This is a genomic window from Streptococcus sp. ACS2, from assembly GCF_000525585.1.
Taxonomy (GTDB): domain Bacteria; phylum Bacillota; class Bacilli; order Lactobacillales; family Streptococcaceae; genus Streptococcus.
Genome location: NZ_JALT01000040.1, coordinates 15,141 through 32,900, shown reverse-complemented (window position 1 = coordinate 32,900; position 17,760 = coordinate 15,141). Strand labels below are relative to the sequence as shown.

Below are 17,760 nucleotides of genomic sequence, written 5' to 3'. Positions count from 1 at the left end.
ATTAGACATTTCCCATTATTATTATAACATTACTATAACTTCATTTCAATTGTCATTCTTTTTAAAAAAGAAGAAACCGTTTTTCATTATGATATCAAGCATTTAATTTCTATCATTTTTCATTGTTTTGTAAGTTGTTTTTCACATTTTTAGCGGTTGTTTTTTAAATTGTCGGATATTTACTTATTCCTTAAAAGCATCTTTCTTACGAATATTTTTATTTTTTTATAGTAGTTTGAAAAATTTTAACCTATTGTCACTTCAAATAGATATTAGCTACAACAGAAAAGGACGACCAAATGGCGTCCTTTTACAAACTAGTCTGCAATTAGTGTTTCAAGACCAACTTTCATCATGTCGGTGAAAGTATTTTGACGTTCCTCAGCTGTTGTGTCCTCATCTGGATTAACCAAACTATCAGAAATAGTCATGATGGCAAGAGCATCTACTTGGTGTTGGGCTGCAAGGTAGTAAAGTGCTGCTGCTTCCATTTCTACAGCTTTCACACCCCATTTACCAAGCTCGATGTTCTTTTCACCATAGTTCGAATAGAAGACGTCAGAAGACAAGACATTACCAACATGTGTAGTCATACCAAGCTCTTTAGCAATGTGGTAAGCCTTATCTAAGAGATTGAAACTTGCAATTTGTGGGAAATCGTATTGTGGCCAATCGTTACGAATAATGTTAGAGTTTGTCGCTGCCGCTTGCGCTAGAACTAACTCACGAACGTGAACATCCTCATTCAATGAACCAGCAGTTCCCACACGGATCAATTTTTTAACCCCGTAGTCAACAATAAGCTCACGAGCATAGATAGAGATAGATGGCATCCCCATTCCAGTTCCCATTACTGAGACACGTTCACCTTTGTATGTTCCTGTGTAACCAAACATATTACGAACTTCATTGAAACATACAGCGTCTTCGAGGAAATTTTCGGCAATGAATTTCGCACGTAAAGGATCTCCGGGTAGGAGAATTTTATCAGCAATTTCACCTTGCTTAGCAGCAATATGGATAGACATAATATAAGATACCAAGGGCGTTAAAGAGGCAAAGTAAAAATAGGAAATCCGACAAAGATGCTTCGCATCGAGGAAGATTTATCTTTTTTACACAGCCTCTAGCCCGGGTTCAGTTTCAACCCGAACTACCCTTCCTTTCATTTTTTATATACAGGACAGGCGACAGAGAACAAAGTAATAATAGGAAACTGACGACGCATTATAAATGCTAGACAGTTTATCTTTTTACTTCGTTCTCCGCCCGTATTCAATTTAGTGAATACAGTTAACCCGTCCTTTCTATTTTTTGATGGTAAAAGAGCAACCTGAACACACTATCTACCATTCTTAATTTTTATTTTTAAATAATTTATCTACTATTATATAGTTGATAAATAATTACTTTTTTTAAGTGGATTAAGCTTGAGTCAATGAATCAAGAAAATCATATAACTTCTTGTTCATTTCTGAATAATCGTTGGTACGCAATTGTTCAGGTGTTTGAACAAAAGGTAACTCCTTATTTTGCTTACGCAAGTGTTCTTCGCCATCCGCAGCTATGAGCAAATCAATGGCTTGGGAATCAAACTCTAGGTGTGCTTGGAAGGCATAGTGTTTAGGACTAAAGCGAATAATTTGACGTGGACAACCTTGACTAGTAGCAAGAACAACTGCATTATCAGTCAATCCAGGCATATCACCATGCCAGTGGCCAGTATTGAGAGTTGTGCCAAAACCTTTGACATGCTCATCAGCTAATCCATCATCCGTAAGTGTTATTGGAAACACACCAATTTCGCGTTCTGGACTATGCTCATACTTACCACCATAGGCTACAGATAGAAGCTGAGCTCCCAAACATACACCAACAATATAGATATCAGCAGCAATTGCTTTTTGCATAAATGCAATCTCAGCGTTTGGGTCATAATAAGGAAAGGTCTGACGATCCTCATCAGGTGACTGAGGACCACCCATCACAATTAGAAAATCAATACCTTCAACGGTTTCAGGAAGGACCTCTTCCTCATATACCTTGGTTGATGTGATATTATGCCCACGGTCTTGAGCCCATTTTAAATAGGCTCCTGGAACTTCAAACGTTTCGTGTAAGATAAAATGAATATTCATTGTTTTTTCTTCCATTTATTATTAATTATCCTTGATAGTAGACTCGCTAAGATTAGAGGAACTGCTACCAGCCCTCCTTGACCAGTAAAACCTAGAACTAAGGCTATTCCCGTCAGAGGAGCATCCAAAGTTGTTACTAAAAATATGGTTGCACCAAGTAACATTCCTAGATTAGGATTTAGGGACAAACCAAAAGTCTCAAGACACCTTGTTAATAAGACACCCGATCCGACACCTAAAGTAAACGAAGGCGTCAGTGTCCCTCCATAAGTACCTGACCATAGCAACAAGCACACAATAAGCCCTTTGATTACTAGCAAAATCGGAAGGTATTCCGAAGTTCCTCCAGAAAACATCCATTGTGCTAGAACCTGACCATTTCCCATGATTATAGGATAGAAAGCTACAATACCACCTAATATTATAAAAGAGACGGGCATGGTCCAGAGAATATGTTTATCTGTTATACGACTTTTACTCGCCTTTTTAGCTAAAACTTTAAATATAAGAGCAAGCGGAGTTACAAACAGCGTCAAAACAAGAATCTGTATCAAACTAGTAGGATGTAAGCTTACTTTATCAACTAAATATATAGCTTTCCCACCAACAATTGGACGAGCACAATAAGCTGACAAATAGGTTGTCACAAGAATGATACCAATGTTTTTCAGTTTCCAAGCAACTCCCAAAGTTTCCAAAACAAACAGTGTACTGGCAAAGGGAACTTGGTAAACCGCAGCTAAACCTGCTCCTGCACCACATGCAATCATGAGTTGTCTTTCAGGAATTTCTAAACCCAGTTTTTTTGATAAACTGCCAGCACATAAGGCACCTAATTCTCGTGGAGCTGCTTCCTTGCCTACCGAAGCACCTGCTCCAACGATTGCTACTTGAACCAAAGCATGTAGACTTTGGCCAAGAAAATTTGGACTCTTCTTGCCAACGAGTTGCTTAGCCTTTCTAATGGAAAGAAGGGACACTCGACGCTGAAGGAAATACCAAAAGATACTAGCTAAGACACCAGCTACCACTATAACTACGAAGCGTCGATAAGCACTTATAGAGTTAAATTGTAACAAGAGATCTGACGTATCGTTACCAAAAGCAAGAAATTTTATAAAATCTAAAAGATAGTGGCAAAGAATACCAATCAGACCAGAAGCTATTCCGGTTGTCAAAACAGCCAAACTTAACCTAATCGACTTGGGGAGCCAAGTCAAACTCTTTCTCTCTTTATTACCCATATATTAGAGTATGGCTAAAATTGCTTTAACCAACTTTTCCTACTGTCTTTAGAGTAGGGTCAATCCCTTCTTTGTTTTTATCTCATAGTAAGGCAATCTCGTGTTGAATTAGAAAAACTAAAACTAGCTTTCATTCTTTGACCTTTTTAACTATATTCTAGTCTTAATGATTTTGTTCTATATTATAAGTAGTTTATCTCTGAATGACCTAAGGTTGTTCTTAACAAAGCAAGTGGCAAACTGTAAATTGTTTTATTATATTGCGACACCATTTCATTGTAGTATAATTTTTGATTAGCAACAAGTACTTCTGACTCTTTAATCTCAGCAATCAAATCCTTTATACTTTGATCAGCTGTAATATTTGTATCTCTTTCGATTTCCTCTATAATTTTATTCTTCGTTTCCTCTAGTTTAGTAGAGTATTCATGTTTAGAAAAATTGCCAGACTCACCGTAAGACTTCCGCTTAGATTCTGAATGATTAGCTTTGTTTTCATCGTTAGTCAAATTGTTGACAGACTTTTTTTCCTCTAACAATTCTGAAACATTTTTTCTAACAGACATTTTTAACTCATGGTCTACAATCTTATCAGTCAGTTCTCGCAGTTGTACAATCAATTTTTCCACATACTGCTCTTTAATTTCAATTGCACTGTATGATGATTTAATTGACTCCTTTAAGTTAACAACTTTATGGTATTGAAATAGAAACACTATTATGATATAGCTTAAAACTGCAAATACGATAGATGCTCCTTGAAATGGTTCATAATCTATCTCACTACCACTTGTATCTATAGCAGAAAATATAACCAACCAAACCATGGTTAGGAAAGCAATTATAAAAACTCCACGAATGATACGAAATAATGGATTATTCATTAAATTTGACATCAATTATTCCTTTTTAAAGTTCAGCCAAAATAGCTTTAAGCAAGCCTTTGAAATCCCCTTTAACACGTTCTGTCACTTCCACAACTTCTTCGTGATTGAGTTCTTCTTGGAAACCAGCCGCAAAGTTGGTAATACATGAAATACCAAGAACTTTCAAACCAGAATGTGCTGCAACAATAACTTCAGGGACAGTTGACATCCCAACAGCATCTGCACCAAGAGTCTTATAAGCACGAATTTCAGCTGGAGTTTCGTAAGTTGGACCAGTTACACCGATATAGACACCATCATCTAATTTAATGCCCAATTTGTCAGCAACTCGATGTGCAGTCTCACGGTATTCTGGAGTATACGATTTAGACATATCAGGGAAACGAGGACCAAAATCATCCAAGTTTTCACCAATCAATGGGTTTTGACCAGTCATGTTGATGTGGTCAGTGATGGCCATCAAAGTGCCTGGACCAAAGCCGATACCACCTGCTGCATTGGTTACAACAACTCCTTCGCATCCAAGAGCTTTCATAACACGTACAGGGAAAGTAACTACTTCAAGCGGATTTCCTTCATAAAAATGGAAACGTCCTTGAAGAGCTAAAACCTTACGTCCAGACAAAGTTCCATAAACAAGTTTTCCAGCATGACCGACAACCGTTGATTGTCCCCAGTTTGGAATATCCGCATAGTCAATGACAACTGCGTCTTCAACTTCTTCAGCCAACTCACCAAGTCCAGAACCCAAAATTAAACCAAACTCAGGTTTTTCAATTCCTTTGCTTTCCAAAAATGCTTGAGTAACTCTAATTTTTTCAAGTAGCGACATGTTAATTCTCCCTTAATTTTATTTCATTCTTAAAAACTGACCAATTTTTGAAAAAGTTCTTGCATTTCGAATGGTTATAGAAGGATAAAAAGGTGCTTTCAATAGCTTCTTATGATAAGCCGTTTGGTTATAGCTTGATTTATCAAATTTACCCCAGTAGATCCCAAGTTGACCAAGATGAATAATTTCATCTCCAAACTCTAAAGATTCAATAACATTCCTCATTTCGTTCTTATCAAGTCTTTCAGTGTATAAGAGGACATCTTTTCTATAGAAATCATCTTCCCACCACTTAGGTAAAGATGCCACTTCATTTTGGTAATCTTCTAGAGTAAAAAGAGAAAACACCTTAATAAATGGATAAGTCTTATTAAGAAATCTCTCTAAAACTAAGAGGAGTTCCACTTTCATCAAGGATGAATCGAAGAAAAAATTTCCACTATTTATATAGGAAGAAACATTTGACATCCCAAGTTCTTTTAACTCATGACAAAACTCTTCCATGACTACCTTGTGACGACCACCAACGTTTATCCCACGAACCAAAAATGCATAGCGCTTCATTTTAGACAAGTTTATCCAAGAAGCTTTCACCAATCATGGCTTTATCTACACCAAAGTTTTCAGCGACAGTTGCTGAGATATCAGAGAAATGACCTACTGGAATAAGTCCATTTCCTTTGAATGATGGGCTATAAGCCAAGAAAGGAATATATTCACGAGTATGGTCTGTACCTGCATAAGTTGGATCATTTCCGTGGTCTGCTGTAATCATCAAGAGATCATCTTCACGCATAGCAGCAATGATTTCAGGCAAACGTTGATCAAATTCGTGCAAACAATCACGATATCCATGTGGATCACGACGGTGTCCATAAAGGGCATCGAAGTCTACCAAATTTGTGAATGAGAAGCCATGTTTGAAATCTTCAGAAGTCATAGCTTTAATCAAATTATCAATACCATGGCTATTTGATTTGTTGTGGCCCATATCGTGGTTAATACCAGCTCCGTTGAAAATATCATTGATTTTACCAACGACATAAGTATCAATACCAGCTTCATTCAATTTATCCAAAACAGTTGGTGCAAATGGTGAAACAGCCAAATCTCGACGATTAGATGTACGAGTGAAGTTTCCAGGCTCACCAACGTAAGGACGAGCAATGATACGCCCTAGAAGAGCTGGACGCTCAAGGGTAATTGAACGCGCATATTCACAAATACGATACAACTCATCCAATGGAATAATGTCTTCGTGTGCAGCAATTTGAAGAACTGGGTCAGCTGAAGTGTAAATAATCAATTCACCAGTTTCCATTTGACGAGGTCCAAAGTCTTCAATAACAGCTGTACCTGAGTATGGTTTATTAGCTTCACGAATGACTTTACGACCTGAGAATTCCTCAATTTTAGTGAGAATTTCTTCTGGGAATCCATTCCAGAAGGTATCAAAAGGTTCAGTAATATTGAGACCCATGATTTCCCAGTGACCAGTCATCGTATCCTTACCAAGAGAAACTTCCTGCAATTTTGTTGCATAACCAGTTGGGTTACTTTCTGCTGGTACTGTTTTCAAAGGTGTTTCACGAGGAATATTTCCTAGACCAAGCTTAGCCATATTTGGCACATTCAATCCTACTGATTTAGAGATATGACCAAGGGTATCTGAAGCACCATCTGGCACACCTGCATTGACAAAGTCATTGGCATCTGGAGCAGCACCAATTCCTACTGAATCAAGAACGACTAAATGCATTCGGTTAAATTTGGACATAACAACACCACAAAGAGATAAAATCTTTTCGAAATTACCTCTTGCCTTTCTATATTATTTAATAGTTTGACAAAAATTAATTAGTTTTCCTCATTAAAAGTGAGGGGAAATCAAAATTGGACTAGGCCTTGACTTCAACGACCTTAACACCGTCTTTTCCTGCAACGATGACTTTGTTAACCATACCATTGAACAATCCATGATCGACAACACCTGTCATAGCTTTTAGTTCTTCACCAAGAGCTACTGGATTTTCAATCTTACCTAAATCAAGATCGATGATATAGTTCTTCATATCTGTAACAAAGCGATTACCTTCCTCCGTAAGTCGGAATGATGGCTTATAGCCCTTCGACTCAAAGACACGATAGAGACGATCAGCACCATATTGAACCACTTCAACTGGTAATTTGAAAGCACCTAATTGATTAACCATTTTTGACTCATCAACTACCCAGATATATTCTTTAGTAGGTGTAGCGACGATTTTTTCCATCAAAAGGGCACCACCGCCACCTTTAATCCCATTGAGTTGAGGGTCTACTTCGTCGGCGCCATCAACAGTAACATCAATACTGTCAATATCATCCACTGCCTTCAAAGGAATACCTAAGCCTTCAGCTTGTTTAGTGGTTTGACTTGATGTCGTTACTCCAACAACACTAAGGCCTTCTTCCTTAATACGACGGCCAATTTCCTCCACGAAGAAATAAGCTGTTGACCCTGTACCGAGTCCAACAACCATTCCATCTTCAACGTATTTGGCAGCGGTTACGCCAGCGATTTTCTTAAGTTCTTCCATGCTCGTCTCCTTGCATCTTTCTATAATAGTCGTTCAGAATAATTATAACATGTTTCAACAGTAAATAGAAATGATACGAGGGAGTAAAACCTAGCAAAAATAAAAACTAGATTCTAAATAGAATCTAGTTTTGATGGGGAACTAATTTAATAGCACCACTTAATCTTCTTTACGACGTTTGAAGAATCCTACAAAGGCTGCAAAAATCATTGAAAGAAGTCCAATAAATCCAGCATTGCTAGTGTGCTCACCAGTTTGTGGCAACTCAGCTTGAGGCACTACAGGAACTTCAGTATCTGGAGTTGGTGTAGTTGGCGGTGTCACTGGAGTTGGAGGAGTAACAGGTGTTGGTGGTGTTTGTGGAGTCGGTGGTGTTGGTGGTACCACGTGAGACTCTCTCTCAACGACATAGTTCTTGTGCCATACAACCCTTGGTTTTTCAGGAGTTTTAGGTTCTACTGGTTTAGCAGGAACTTCAACTACTTTTGGTGTTGGTGGTGTTGGTGCCGTTGGACCTGTTGGTGGTGTTGGTGCTTGTGGTTTACCAGGTACTTCAACTACCTCTGGAGTTGGTGGCGTTGGTGCCACTGGCTCTTTTGGTGGTGTTGGTGGTGTTGGTGCTTGTGGATTGATACCAACTGTTTTAATAACTGGTTTAACCGGTGCTGTTGGTGGTGTTGGTGCCTTAGGTTCTTCAGGTTTTTCACCTGGATTCTTAGGCAAACCAAGATTAGAGTTGATTGCGAACCAGTATACTGTTGGTGCACCATCAGCATTTGCACCTTCAGCAGTAAATACCAAGTGACCATTTGTCATCTTGATACCTGCACCTCCATAATAGAGGTAAGGTGAATCAGCGTTATCCCAACCTGTCAATTCAGACGTTGTCTCACCATTAAAGACTGCACCATGATCAATGTATTGGTTATCATTGACTGATGTTACTTCTTTAGTAGCAGCATCATAAGTAACTGATGATTTTGGAATAGCGATGAATTGGTTATCACCAATATTTACATATTCTTGGTGACGTGTTGATTGGTATTTTTTCTTAGGTGTGAATGTAATCAAACCAGTTTCAGCAGAAACGCTGTACGAACCAATAACATCATCTTTATCACCAAATGTATAATCTTGGTTACCAAGAGCGTGTCCATTACCACTACCTGAAGCATTAAGAGTTGTTACATCAGATGGAATTTCACGTGAGACAACCCATTCTGAACCATTCCAGTCAGTGATAGGAACAACTACCTTAAGTGGGTTCTCATCAGAAATATTAACAGTAGCGCCACCGAAATCAGCGTATCCAGATTTAGTAACAACTTCACCGTTTTGGATTGCCAAAGTAGAGCCATCTGCGTAAGGATTATATGTACCGCGGACAGTATTACCATTAACGTCTTTCGCTTCTACTGTAAGTGGACGTGGGCGCTCAGATGTTTCAACATAAGCTGCACCATTCCAGTGGTTTAGTGAGTTAAGTGCTACGATAGCATTACGCTCACTAAGGTTGAACATTTTACCATCTTTATCGTAAAACTCAACATCTACTGCTACTTTAACTGGTTTGTCTTGATCAGTTGATGCACCAACTGTCATAGTTACTGTTGGATCCTTACTGATTTTTGCGATACCTTTTCCGTCATTTGATGGAAGGCTAACAATTTCGTAGCGGTAAACAACACGTTTGATTGCTGATGCTTCATTCTCAACAATCATGCTTGATTGGTTCAAACCATCATAAGTAACAACAAATTTGTCACCTTCTTTAACTTGAACCCACTCGTCTTCAGTATTTGTCCAAGGGCTATTTGAAACAATGTCAGATGCTTGTAACTTGTTAGAGTCATATTGGAAAACATTGCTTGTGTTAAGACGCTCTTGTGCTTCTTTTGTCAAGTAGTTGCTTACCCCTTCAACTTTGTGTGTTGCATCGTTTTCACGTTGGAAGGTCAATTCTTGAACAACTTCAGCATCTTTAAGGTTACGATATACAGGATCATTCATGTATTTATCGTAAGCTGTTTTAGCTTCTTGGTATTGTTTAAGTGCTGTTTGGTAGACAGCTAATTTGTTTTGATACTCAAGGTACTCTTGGTCATATTTAGCTTTTTGCTCATTGTAGACAACCAAGGCTGCTTCGTATTTAGCTTTAGCATCTGCATTGTATTTTTCAATAGCTTGTTTTGTTTCAAGATCTGCTTCATAAGCTGTTTTCTTAGCGTTATAAAGTTCAAGATTCTTGTCATATGCTGCTTTTTCTACATCATATTTAGCTTTTGCTTCATTATATGCTGCTAGCTCAGTTTGATATTTAGCTTCAGCTTCAGCGTTACGTTTTTCAGTAACAACTTTTTCAGCTACTTTATTATCATAATTAGCTTTTTCAGCATTGTATTTGGCTTTATCGCTATTGTACTGTGCAAGAGCTGCTTCATAATCAGCTTTTGCTTGGTTATAAGTTGCCAATTCTGCTTGGTATTTAGCTGCAGACAAGGCATTTTCTTTATCAGCTGCTTCTTTTTCTGCTACCTTAGCATCATAAGTAACTTTCTTAGTCTTGTACTCTGAAAGAGCTGAGTCATAAGCTTGCTTAGCAATTTGGTATTGCTCTGAAGCTTTATCATAAGCTGTTTTTTCAGTATCATATTTAGCCTGAGCTTCAGCATTTGTTTTATCAGCAAGTGCTTTCTCAGCTAATTTGGCATCGTAGTTTGCTTTTGCTTTATCATAGTCAGCTTTATCTGACTTGTATTGTTTTTTAGCCGCTTTATAATCTGAAACGACTGTATTGATTTTCTCTGCTTGTGCTTTATTATCTGCAGCAGCTGCTTCAACAGTTTCTTTAGTTTGAGCAGGTTCTTCCTTAACCTCAACCCCTTCGTTAGTTGCAGCTGTTTTTGCAGCTTCTAAGCTTGTATTTGTTACTTCACTCGTTGTAACAGTTGTGTTGCCTTCTTCAGTAACGTTAACAACCTTCTTCTCAGTTGAATCTGCTACGGCAGAAGTGCTTTCTTCAACAGCATCTGTTGCTTCAACTGCTGGTGTTGCTGAATCTGTAGTTGTTGCTACTTCATCAGCGCTTGCATTTGAAGCTCCTACTGCAAGAACTGCAGTCCCCAAAAGAACAGAAGCCGCACCAAGGCTAGACTTTCTGAGTGAATAACGTTGTAATTCCTTTTTCCCCATTTAAATTACGTCCTTCTATATTTAGTTATGTTCATATTCTAACAAAAGAAAGGACCATGTCAATTTGAGATATCTCATAAAAACATCCATTCCTTTAAATTCGATTAGATTCTTAAATTCAAATACTTTTTAATATCAAATTATTTGATAGACAAAACCCTATAATTAATAGCATTTTCGATACAAATAGGAGGTTTAATTTTATAATATCTAGTCCAATTTGCTTTAATGTTTTTTTATTGAAAAAATCATGAAAAACAAGCGATAATAAGCTTTCATTTTGATTTTCATTGTGATATTTAGCTTTCGGATAGCTATCTACCTAGATTCTCTCCTTTATCTTTCTATATTAGTTTTAACATTCAAGCTTATTTTAAAAGACAAACATCTATCAATAAGTAACTAAAAAAGACTAGACGTCTTGCATAACAAAACAACCTAATCTTTTATTTTATCTTATTAATGTTTACGTTTGCGAGCTGACCATAGACCTGTAAGTGCCATTGTAAGCAAGCCTACACCAGTTACAGATGCTAATTTTTGGTTAGAATCACCTGTTTCTGGCAATTGTCCACTATTATTTCTTTCTGTTTCTTGCTTAGCAATCACAGAAGAAGTTGGTGTTACATTTGGTCCTGTAGGTGTTCCAGGAGTTGTTGGTTTTTGAGGAGTTGTTGGTGGCGTTGGCACTGGACGAGTTACTCGCTCAACAAGATAATTTTTATGCCATTTCACCTTAGGAGCTACAAGTTCTTTAGGTGAAACAGGTTTATTAGGAACATTAACTGTAACCATAGTTGGTGGTGTTGGAGCTTTAGGCTCTGTTGGTGGTGTTGGTTTCGTTGGCTCACCAGGTACCTCTACAACTACTGGTGTAGGTGGTGTTGGTGCCTTAGGTTCTACTGGAGGCGTAATCTTACGTGGCTCTGCTGGCACTTCAACTAATGCTGGAGTTGGTGGCGTTGGTGCCTTAGGCTCTGTTGGTGCCTTAGGTTCCTCACTATCAACTGTAACCACAGTGTAGTTAGGTTCTGTCGGTGGTGTTGGCGCTTTAGGCTCTTCTGGTTTGCCTGGTTCCGCAGGAACTTCAACTACTGTAGGAGTTGGTGGTGTTGGTGCCTTAGGTTCTTTTGGAGCTGTTGGCTCCTCAGCATCAACTGTCACTACTGTATAGTTAGGTGCTGTTGGTGCTGTAGGGCCAGTTGGTGGTGTTGGTTCTGTTGGTACTGCTGGAAGAACTTCCAATGTAATCGTTGGTGGTGTTGGTGCCTTTGGTTCTTCAGGAGCCGTTGGCTCTTTTGGCGCTTCACCTGGATTTTTTGGAATACCAACATTTGAGTTAATCGCAAACCAGTAAACCGTTGGTTGACCAGCAGCATTAGCTCCATTGGCCGTAAATACCAAGTGACCATCAGCCATCTTCAATCCTGCTCCACCATAATAGAGGTATGGAGAAGATGGATTGTCCCAACCTTCAAGAGTCGTTGAAGATTCACCATTAAAGATTGATCCATGTTCAATGTATTGGTTATCTTTAAATGATGTTACCTCTTTTGTAGCAGAGTCATAAGAAACACTCGAATTTGGAATTGGAATATATTTATTGTTTCCAACATTTGCAGACTCTTGGTGCTCCACATTTTCAAACTTTTTCTTAGGAGTAAAGATGATACGTCCAGAAGTTGGATCAATCGTATAAGAACCGATCACATCATCTTTACCATCTAGAGCGAACTCATCTGTTCCAATAGAGTGACCGTTCCCAGCACCTGAAACATTGACTGAAGTTGCGTCAATCACAGTATCTTCACTGACTGTAAATTCACTACCATTCCACGTTGCTTTTTGTGCCACAATCTTGATCGGATTTTCAGCAGAGATAGTGACATCCGCAGTACCAAAGTCAGCTGTTCCATTTTTAACAAGAACCGCATTGTTTTCAATGCTCATTGATGAACCATCTGCATAAGGATCCCATGTTCCACGAACAGTCTTACCATCTTTATCTTTGGCTTCTACTGTAAGAGCACGAGGTTTATCCCCACTATCTACGTAAGAAGCTCCTGTCCAGTGGTTGAGAGAGTTCAAAGCTACAATAGCATTGTGTTGTGTCAAATCAAACTTATTGCCATTACCATCATAGAATTCAATATCAACAGCAACTTTAACGGGTTTATTTTGGTCTGTTGAAGCACCGACTGTTAATGTTACAGTTGGATCCGAGCTAACGGCTGCAATTCCCTTACCATCATTTGATGGAAGACTCAAAATCTCATAGCGGTAAATCACGCGCTTGATTGGATGCATATCCGTATTTTCACGCATGCTTGACTGATTCAAGTTATCATAAGTAACAACAAATTTATCGCCTTCTTTAACTTGAATGTATTCAGTCTCATTATTAGCCCAAGGACTAGTTGCTACAATATCTGAAGTTTCCAATTTATTGGAATCATACTGATGTACATTGCTTGTATTCAAACGAGATTGAGCATCACGAGTGAGATAAGCACTGATACCATTGATGGTATGAATGGCTCCACCTTCACGTTGGAAAGTCAAATCTTGAACAGTTTCTACATCTTTTAGATCTTGGAAACCATTATCATTCATGTACTTATCATAGGCTGCTTTAGCATCTTTGTACTGTGCCAAAGCTGTTTGATATTCAGCAAGTTTTGTTTGGTAGGTAGCAAAATCTTTGCCATATTGCTCTAGGTCTACATTGTATTTGGCAAGCTCAACTTCATACTTAGCTTTAGCAGCATCTTCTTCTGCTTTAATAGCAACAAGTTTATCATAAGCTACTTTATCTTTATCGTATTGCGCTTTCTTAGCTTGATATTCTTGTAAATCTTTGTCATATTGCGCTTTAGCTGTATTGTAAACAGCCATTTCCGCATCGTACTTAGCTTTTGCTTCTGCATTGGCCTTATCAGCAGCTGCTTTTTCGGCTACTTTGGCATCGTAGGCAACTTTAGCTGTATTATAAGCCGCTAAATCAGTTTGATATTTTTCATAAGCTGTATTGTAAGCAGCAAGATCTTTCTCATATTGCTCTTGAGCAGCCTTATCCGTAATTTCTGCTTGCGTTTTCTCAGCTACTTTAGCATCATAGGCTGCTTTTTTAGTGTTGTATTCAGCTAGAGCTGCATCATACAGAGCCTTATTTGCCTTATATTCAGACAAAGCTGCGTTGTATGTGACCATTTCTGCATCATACTTAGATTTAGCTTTTGCATTAGCTGCATCAGCGGCTACTTTTTCTGCTACTTTAGCATCATAGGCTGCTTTAGCAGTCTTGTAGGCAGCCAAATCGGTTTGATATTTTTCGTAAGCGACATTATAAGTAGCTAAATCTTTCTCATACTGCTCTTGAGCAGCCTTGTTTTCAATTTCTGTACGAACTTTTTCAGCTACTTTAGCATCATAAGCTTTCTTCTCAGTATCATATTTTGCCTTGTCTTTGGTATACTGAGCCATAGCAGCTTCATAGTTCTTTTTAGCAGTTTCATAAACAGCCAACTGTACCTTGTAATCGGCTTCTGACTTAGCATTAGCTGCATCAGCAGCTGCTTTTTCTGCTACTTTAGAATCATAAGTCAATTTTTGAGTATTATACTCTTCCAATGCTGCGTCATAGGCTTTTTTATCAGCTTGATATTTAGCTAATCCTTTTTCATAAGCAGCTTGATCAGTATCATACTGTGCTTTAGAAGCAGCGTTTGCTTTATCAGCTGCTGCTTTTTCAGCCACTTTAGCATCGTACTCAGCCTTAGCTTTTTCATACTCAGCTACATCTTTTTTGTGGTCTTCTTTTGCTTTCTCATAATCATAAACAACTGTATTAATCTCTTTTGATTGAGCTTGATTGTTAGCAATAGCCCCCTCTAGGGATGTATGCGTTTGAGGTGCAGTTTCTTCAACTTCTACCCCTTCTTTTACCGCAGAAGCTTTAGCATCCTCAAGGCTATCAGTTGTTACAACACTTGTTGTTACAGTGGTATTTCCTTCTTCTTTGACAGAAACAACTTGCTTCTCTGAATGGTCAACAGTTGTTGCCGGATCGGCAGCAAAATCTGTTAGCACAGAAGCACTAAGTGGCTTATCAGTAACAGCTGAAGTTGAAACCTCATCTGCATGTACACCAGTTGCACCCATCGCAAGAATGGTTGTACCCAAAAGAACAGAAGCAGCCCCAAAGCTATACTTTCTGATTGAAAAACGTTGTGAATCTTTTCTTCCCATATCACAAATTTCCTTCTATATTTTCTTAACACCTAAAGTCTAACACTTTTAAATTTTCTGTCAACAGAATTGTCTTAATTTTCTCAAAAATTTTACACTCATTTTCAATTTATAAGTATTGTTTAATTGATTCTTTAATTTAAAAGGATAGATAGCTTAATTTTATATGTTACTTCTTCTGAAAATTAGAATTAAGTGGCTATAAATAAGTATAATATTATATTTTTTATTAATTATTTTTTCCGAATAATTTATTAAACCATCAAAAAAAGCCCCAAAGGGCCAAAATCTTTACAATATTTGGGTATGTTCTGATAGTTGCTTCATTGATTTGAAACAATACCTAATGACAATCCGACTACAGATAGCTGAAATCATTGACTTAAGATTTTTTTGACCAAGGTCTTCAAATCTGGAACTACTTCTTCCATAAACCATGGATTTTTTGCTTGCCAAATATTATTTCTAGGAGAGGGATGAACGAGAGGAAAAAACTCTGGGAGATAATCTTTATAATGCTTAACTGTATCCGTTAATTTTGCCGATGATTTTTGATGTAAATAGTAACGCTGTGCATAGTTACCTACTAATATCGTCAATTGAATATCAGGAGCTAAAGCAAGAACTTTCTCATGCCACTTATCTGCAAATCCTTTGCGAGGAGGTAAATCACCTGATTTTCCATGACCTGGGAAATAAAAATCCATTGGCACAATAGCAAACATGCCAGATTCATAAAATTCTTCGCGTGAAACCCCCATCCAATCCCTGAGATTATCACCGCTAGGATCATTCCAATAAAGGCCGGACTCTTGCGCACGAATACCAGGAGCTTGTCCTACGATATTAATTCGTGCCGTTTTTGGAATGGTAAACAAGGGTTTTATACCTTGTTCCGTAAAGGCTTTATTTTGTTCATCGGACATGATTGCTTGTGTTAATTCTTCAAGTGTTTCCATATTTTCCTCCTCAAAAAAGAGACAAAACTGTCTCTCTTTTTTATTTGATTAACTCATAGATAGCTTCTGCATAAATGGCAGCTGCACGGTACAAGTCTTCAACCTCAGTAAACTCATTTGCTTGGTGCATCGTGTTGACATAACCAGGGAACATAGCTCCATAGGCAACACCACGTTTGAGGAGACGTCCAAATGTTCCACCACCAATAATTTGTTCATGACCTTTAAGTCCTGTTTGTTTCTCATAGACTGAAAGAAGAGTCTCTACCATAGGATCATCAACTGGTACATAGTGTGGCACATGACCATGTTCTGAGAGACTAACCGCCTTAGGACCTTCGAGTTTTTCAAGATTAGCCTTAATAGCGTCCGTATCAACCCCTTGAGGATAGCGGAAATTCAGAGCAATTGTATTATCTTCTGATTCCTTAGAGAAGTTAAATACACCAGCATTCATGGTCAATTCACCCATCTTAGGATCTGTATAGGCAAGACCTGTCTTTTCAGCGAAGAAATCCTTATGAAGTGTTTCAGCAATTAAATCCAAATACGTTTTAGCATTACCTTGGAAATCAAATTGACTAAGGAAGAGTGCCAAGTAGGTTGCCCCATTAATACCATTTTGAGGCATCATACCATGAGCTGATTTCCCATGAATAGTCACATGGAAAACACCTGCTTCTTCGGTCACTTGACCAGTTACTTCTTGTTCCGAAACAAAGTCGGCTAATTTGGCCTCAAGTTCTTTCAAAGTGATAGGTCCAGTAAAATCTGCACTTGCTGATTCAGGAACCATATTTTCACGCAAACCACCATTAAAGGACACAAGACTAAAGTCCCCATCATTTTGACCTTCAAAATGGAGATAGGCTGTAATATTACCTTTTTCACCATTGATAATTGGGAATTCTGCATCAGGTGAAAAACCAAAATCAGGATCTTTCAATCCATTATGAGCGAAGTAATATTCCATATCGCCCCAACCAGATTCTTCATCAGTACCAACAATGAAGCGCACACGCTTAGATACTGGAAGCTCGAGTTCTTTAATAATCTTCAAGGCATAGTAACAAGCCATTGTTGGGCCTTTATCATCTGATGACCCACGAGCATAAAGTTTCCCGTCTTTGATTACAGGTTCATAAGGATCTGTATCCCAACCGCTACCAGCTGGAACCACATCCAAGTGGGCAAAGATACCCAAAACTTCATCACCTTGACCAAATTCAAAGTCACCTGCATAATTATCAATATTACGAGTTTTATAGCCATCACGTTCTGCTAAAGCAAGAAAATGTTCCAAAGCTTTTACTGGTCCAGGACCAAATGGGTGCTTATCATCAACCTTACTGTCATCACGTTCTGACTTAATGCGCAAAAGACCAAAAAGGTCCTCCATCAAAGCATCTTTGCGCTTATCAACTTCGGCACGAAAATCAATTGTCATAATTTACTCCTTACTGTCTCTAGTTAGCATTATTTTACCATTTTTAGTAAGAGTTTTCATCCCTTATAAACAAAGCCAATAAAAAATGCAATCACTTACCTATCATTACAAGACGCCATACGATTTTGAATAGCATGTGAAACAATCCCTAAATCAGGAATGATCGCATCAAAAGTAATGCTATTGCTTTCGACTAGGAACGCTTTCTCTTAGCTACCTGCCTCTTTTTATTTT

12 protein-coding genes are annotated in these 17,760 nt (G+C 38.2%); all 12 read right to left on the bottom strand.

Going from position 1 to position 17,760, the window contains the following annotated elements; translation table 11 throughout:
* Positions 1-317 precede the first annotated feature (317 nt).
* Positions 318-1,028: a purine-nucleoside phosphorylase gene (deoD, locus tag HMPREF1517_RS08630; protein ID WP_014634439.1), complete on the bottom strand. Its 711-nt coding sequence runs from the start codon at positions 1,026-1,028 to the stop codon at positions 318-320.
* A 396-nt stretch (positions 1,029-1,424) separates the two neighbouring features.
* Positions 1,425-2,138, bottom strand: coding sequence for a type 1 glutamine amidotransferase (locus tag HMPREF1517_RS08625; RefSeq protein ID WP_037601325.1), 714 nt, complete (start codon positions 2,136-2,138; stop codon positions 1,425-1,427).
* Positions 2,135-3,382 carry a chloride channel protein gene (locus HMPREF1517_RS08620; RefSeq protein WP_037601234.1) on the bottom strand — a complete coding sequence of 416 codons (1,248 nt, stop codon included), beginning with the start codon at positions 3,380-3,382 and terminating at the stop codon, positions 2,135-2,137. The genes HMPREF1517_RS08625 and HMPREF1517_RS08620 overlap by 4 nt, the downstream gene beginning before the upstream one ends.
* Positions 3,383-3,564: 182 nt before the next feature.
* Positions 3,565-4,278 carry a LemA family protein gene (locus tag HMPREF1517_RS08615; RefSeq protein WP_037601231.1) on the bottom strand — a complete coding sequence of 238 codons (714 nt, stop codon included), beginning with the start codon at positions 4,276-4,278 and terminating at the stop codon, positions 3,565-3,567.
* A gap of 13 nt (positions 4,279-4,291) precedes the next feature.
* Positions 4,292-5,101 (bottom strand): purine-nucleoside phosphorylase, encoded by an 810-nt coding sequence (locus tag HMPREF1517_RS08610; protein ID WP_037601228.1) that lies wholly within the window; start codon positions 5,099-5,101, stop codon positions 4,292-4,294.
* A gap of 18 nt (positions 5,102-5,119) precedes the next feature.
* On the bottom strand, positions 5,120-5,665 hold the full coding sequence (locus tag HMPREF1517_RS08605; protein ID WP_037601226.1) for a DUF1697 domain-containing protein: 546 nt from the start codon (positions 5,663-5,665) through the stop codon (positions 5,120-5,122).
* Position 5,666: 1 nt separating this feature from the next.
* Positions 5,667-6,878, bottom strand: coding sequence for a phosphopentomutase (locus HMPREF1517_RS08600; protein WP_037601223.1), 1,212 nt, complete (start codon positions 6,876-6,878; stop codon positions 5,667-5,669).
* Between the two features lie 121 nt (positions 6,879-6,999).
* The gene (gene rpiA / locus HMPREF1517_RS08595; RefSeq protein ID WP_014634433.1) at positions 7,000-7,680 is read right to left on the bottom strand and encodes a ribose-5-phosphate isomerase RpiA; all 681 of its coding nucleotides are present in this window, start codon (positions 7,678-7,680) and stop codon (positions 7,000-7,002) included.
* Positions 7,681-7,839: 159 nt separating this feature from the next.
* A complete protein-coding gene (locus HMPREF1517_RS08590; RefSeq protein WP_037601219.1) occupies positions 7,840-10,872 on the bottom strand; it encodes an LPXTG cell wall anchor domain-containing protein in 3,033 nt (1,010 codons plus the stop codon).
* A 459-nt stretch (positions 10,873-11,331) separates the two neighbouring features.
* The gene (locus HMPREF1517_RS08585; protein WP_037601216.1) at positions 11,332-15,120 is read right to left on the bottom strand and encodes a YSIRK signal domain/LPXTG anchor domain surface protein; all 3,789 of its coding nucleotides are present in this window, start codon (positions 15,118-15,120) and stop codon (positions 11,332-11,334) included.
* A gap of 374 nt (positions 15,121-15,494) precedes the next feature.
* Positions 15,495-16,079, bottom strand: a complete 585-nt coding sequence (locus HMPREF1517_RS08580) for a uracil-DNA glycosylase family protein (protein WP_037601215.1) — start codon at positions 16,077-16,079, stop codon at positions 15,495-15,497.
* A 40-nt stretch (positions 16,080-16,119) separates the two neighbouring features.
* Complete coding sequence (gene pepV, locus HMPREF1517_RS08575; protein ID WP_037601212.1) at positions 16,120-17,526, bottom strand: dipeptidase PepV; 1,407 nt, start codon at positions 17,524-17,526, stop codon at positions 16,120-16,122.
* Positions 17,527-17,760 lie beyond the last annotated feature (234 nt).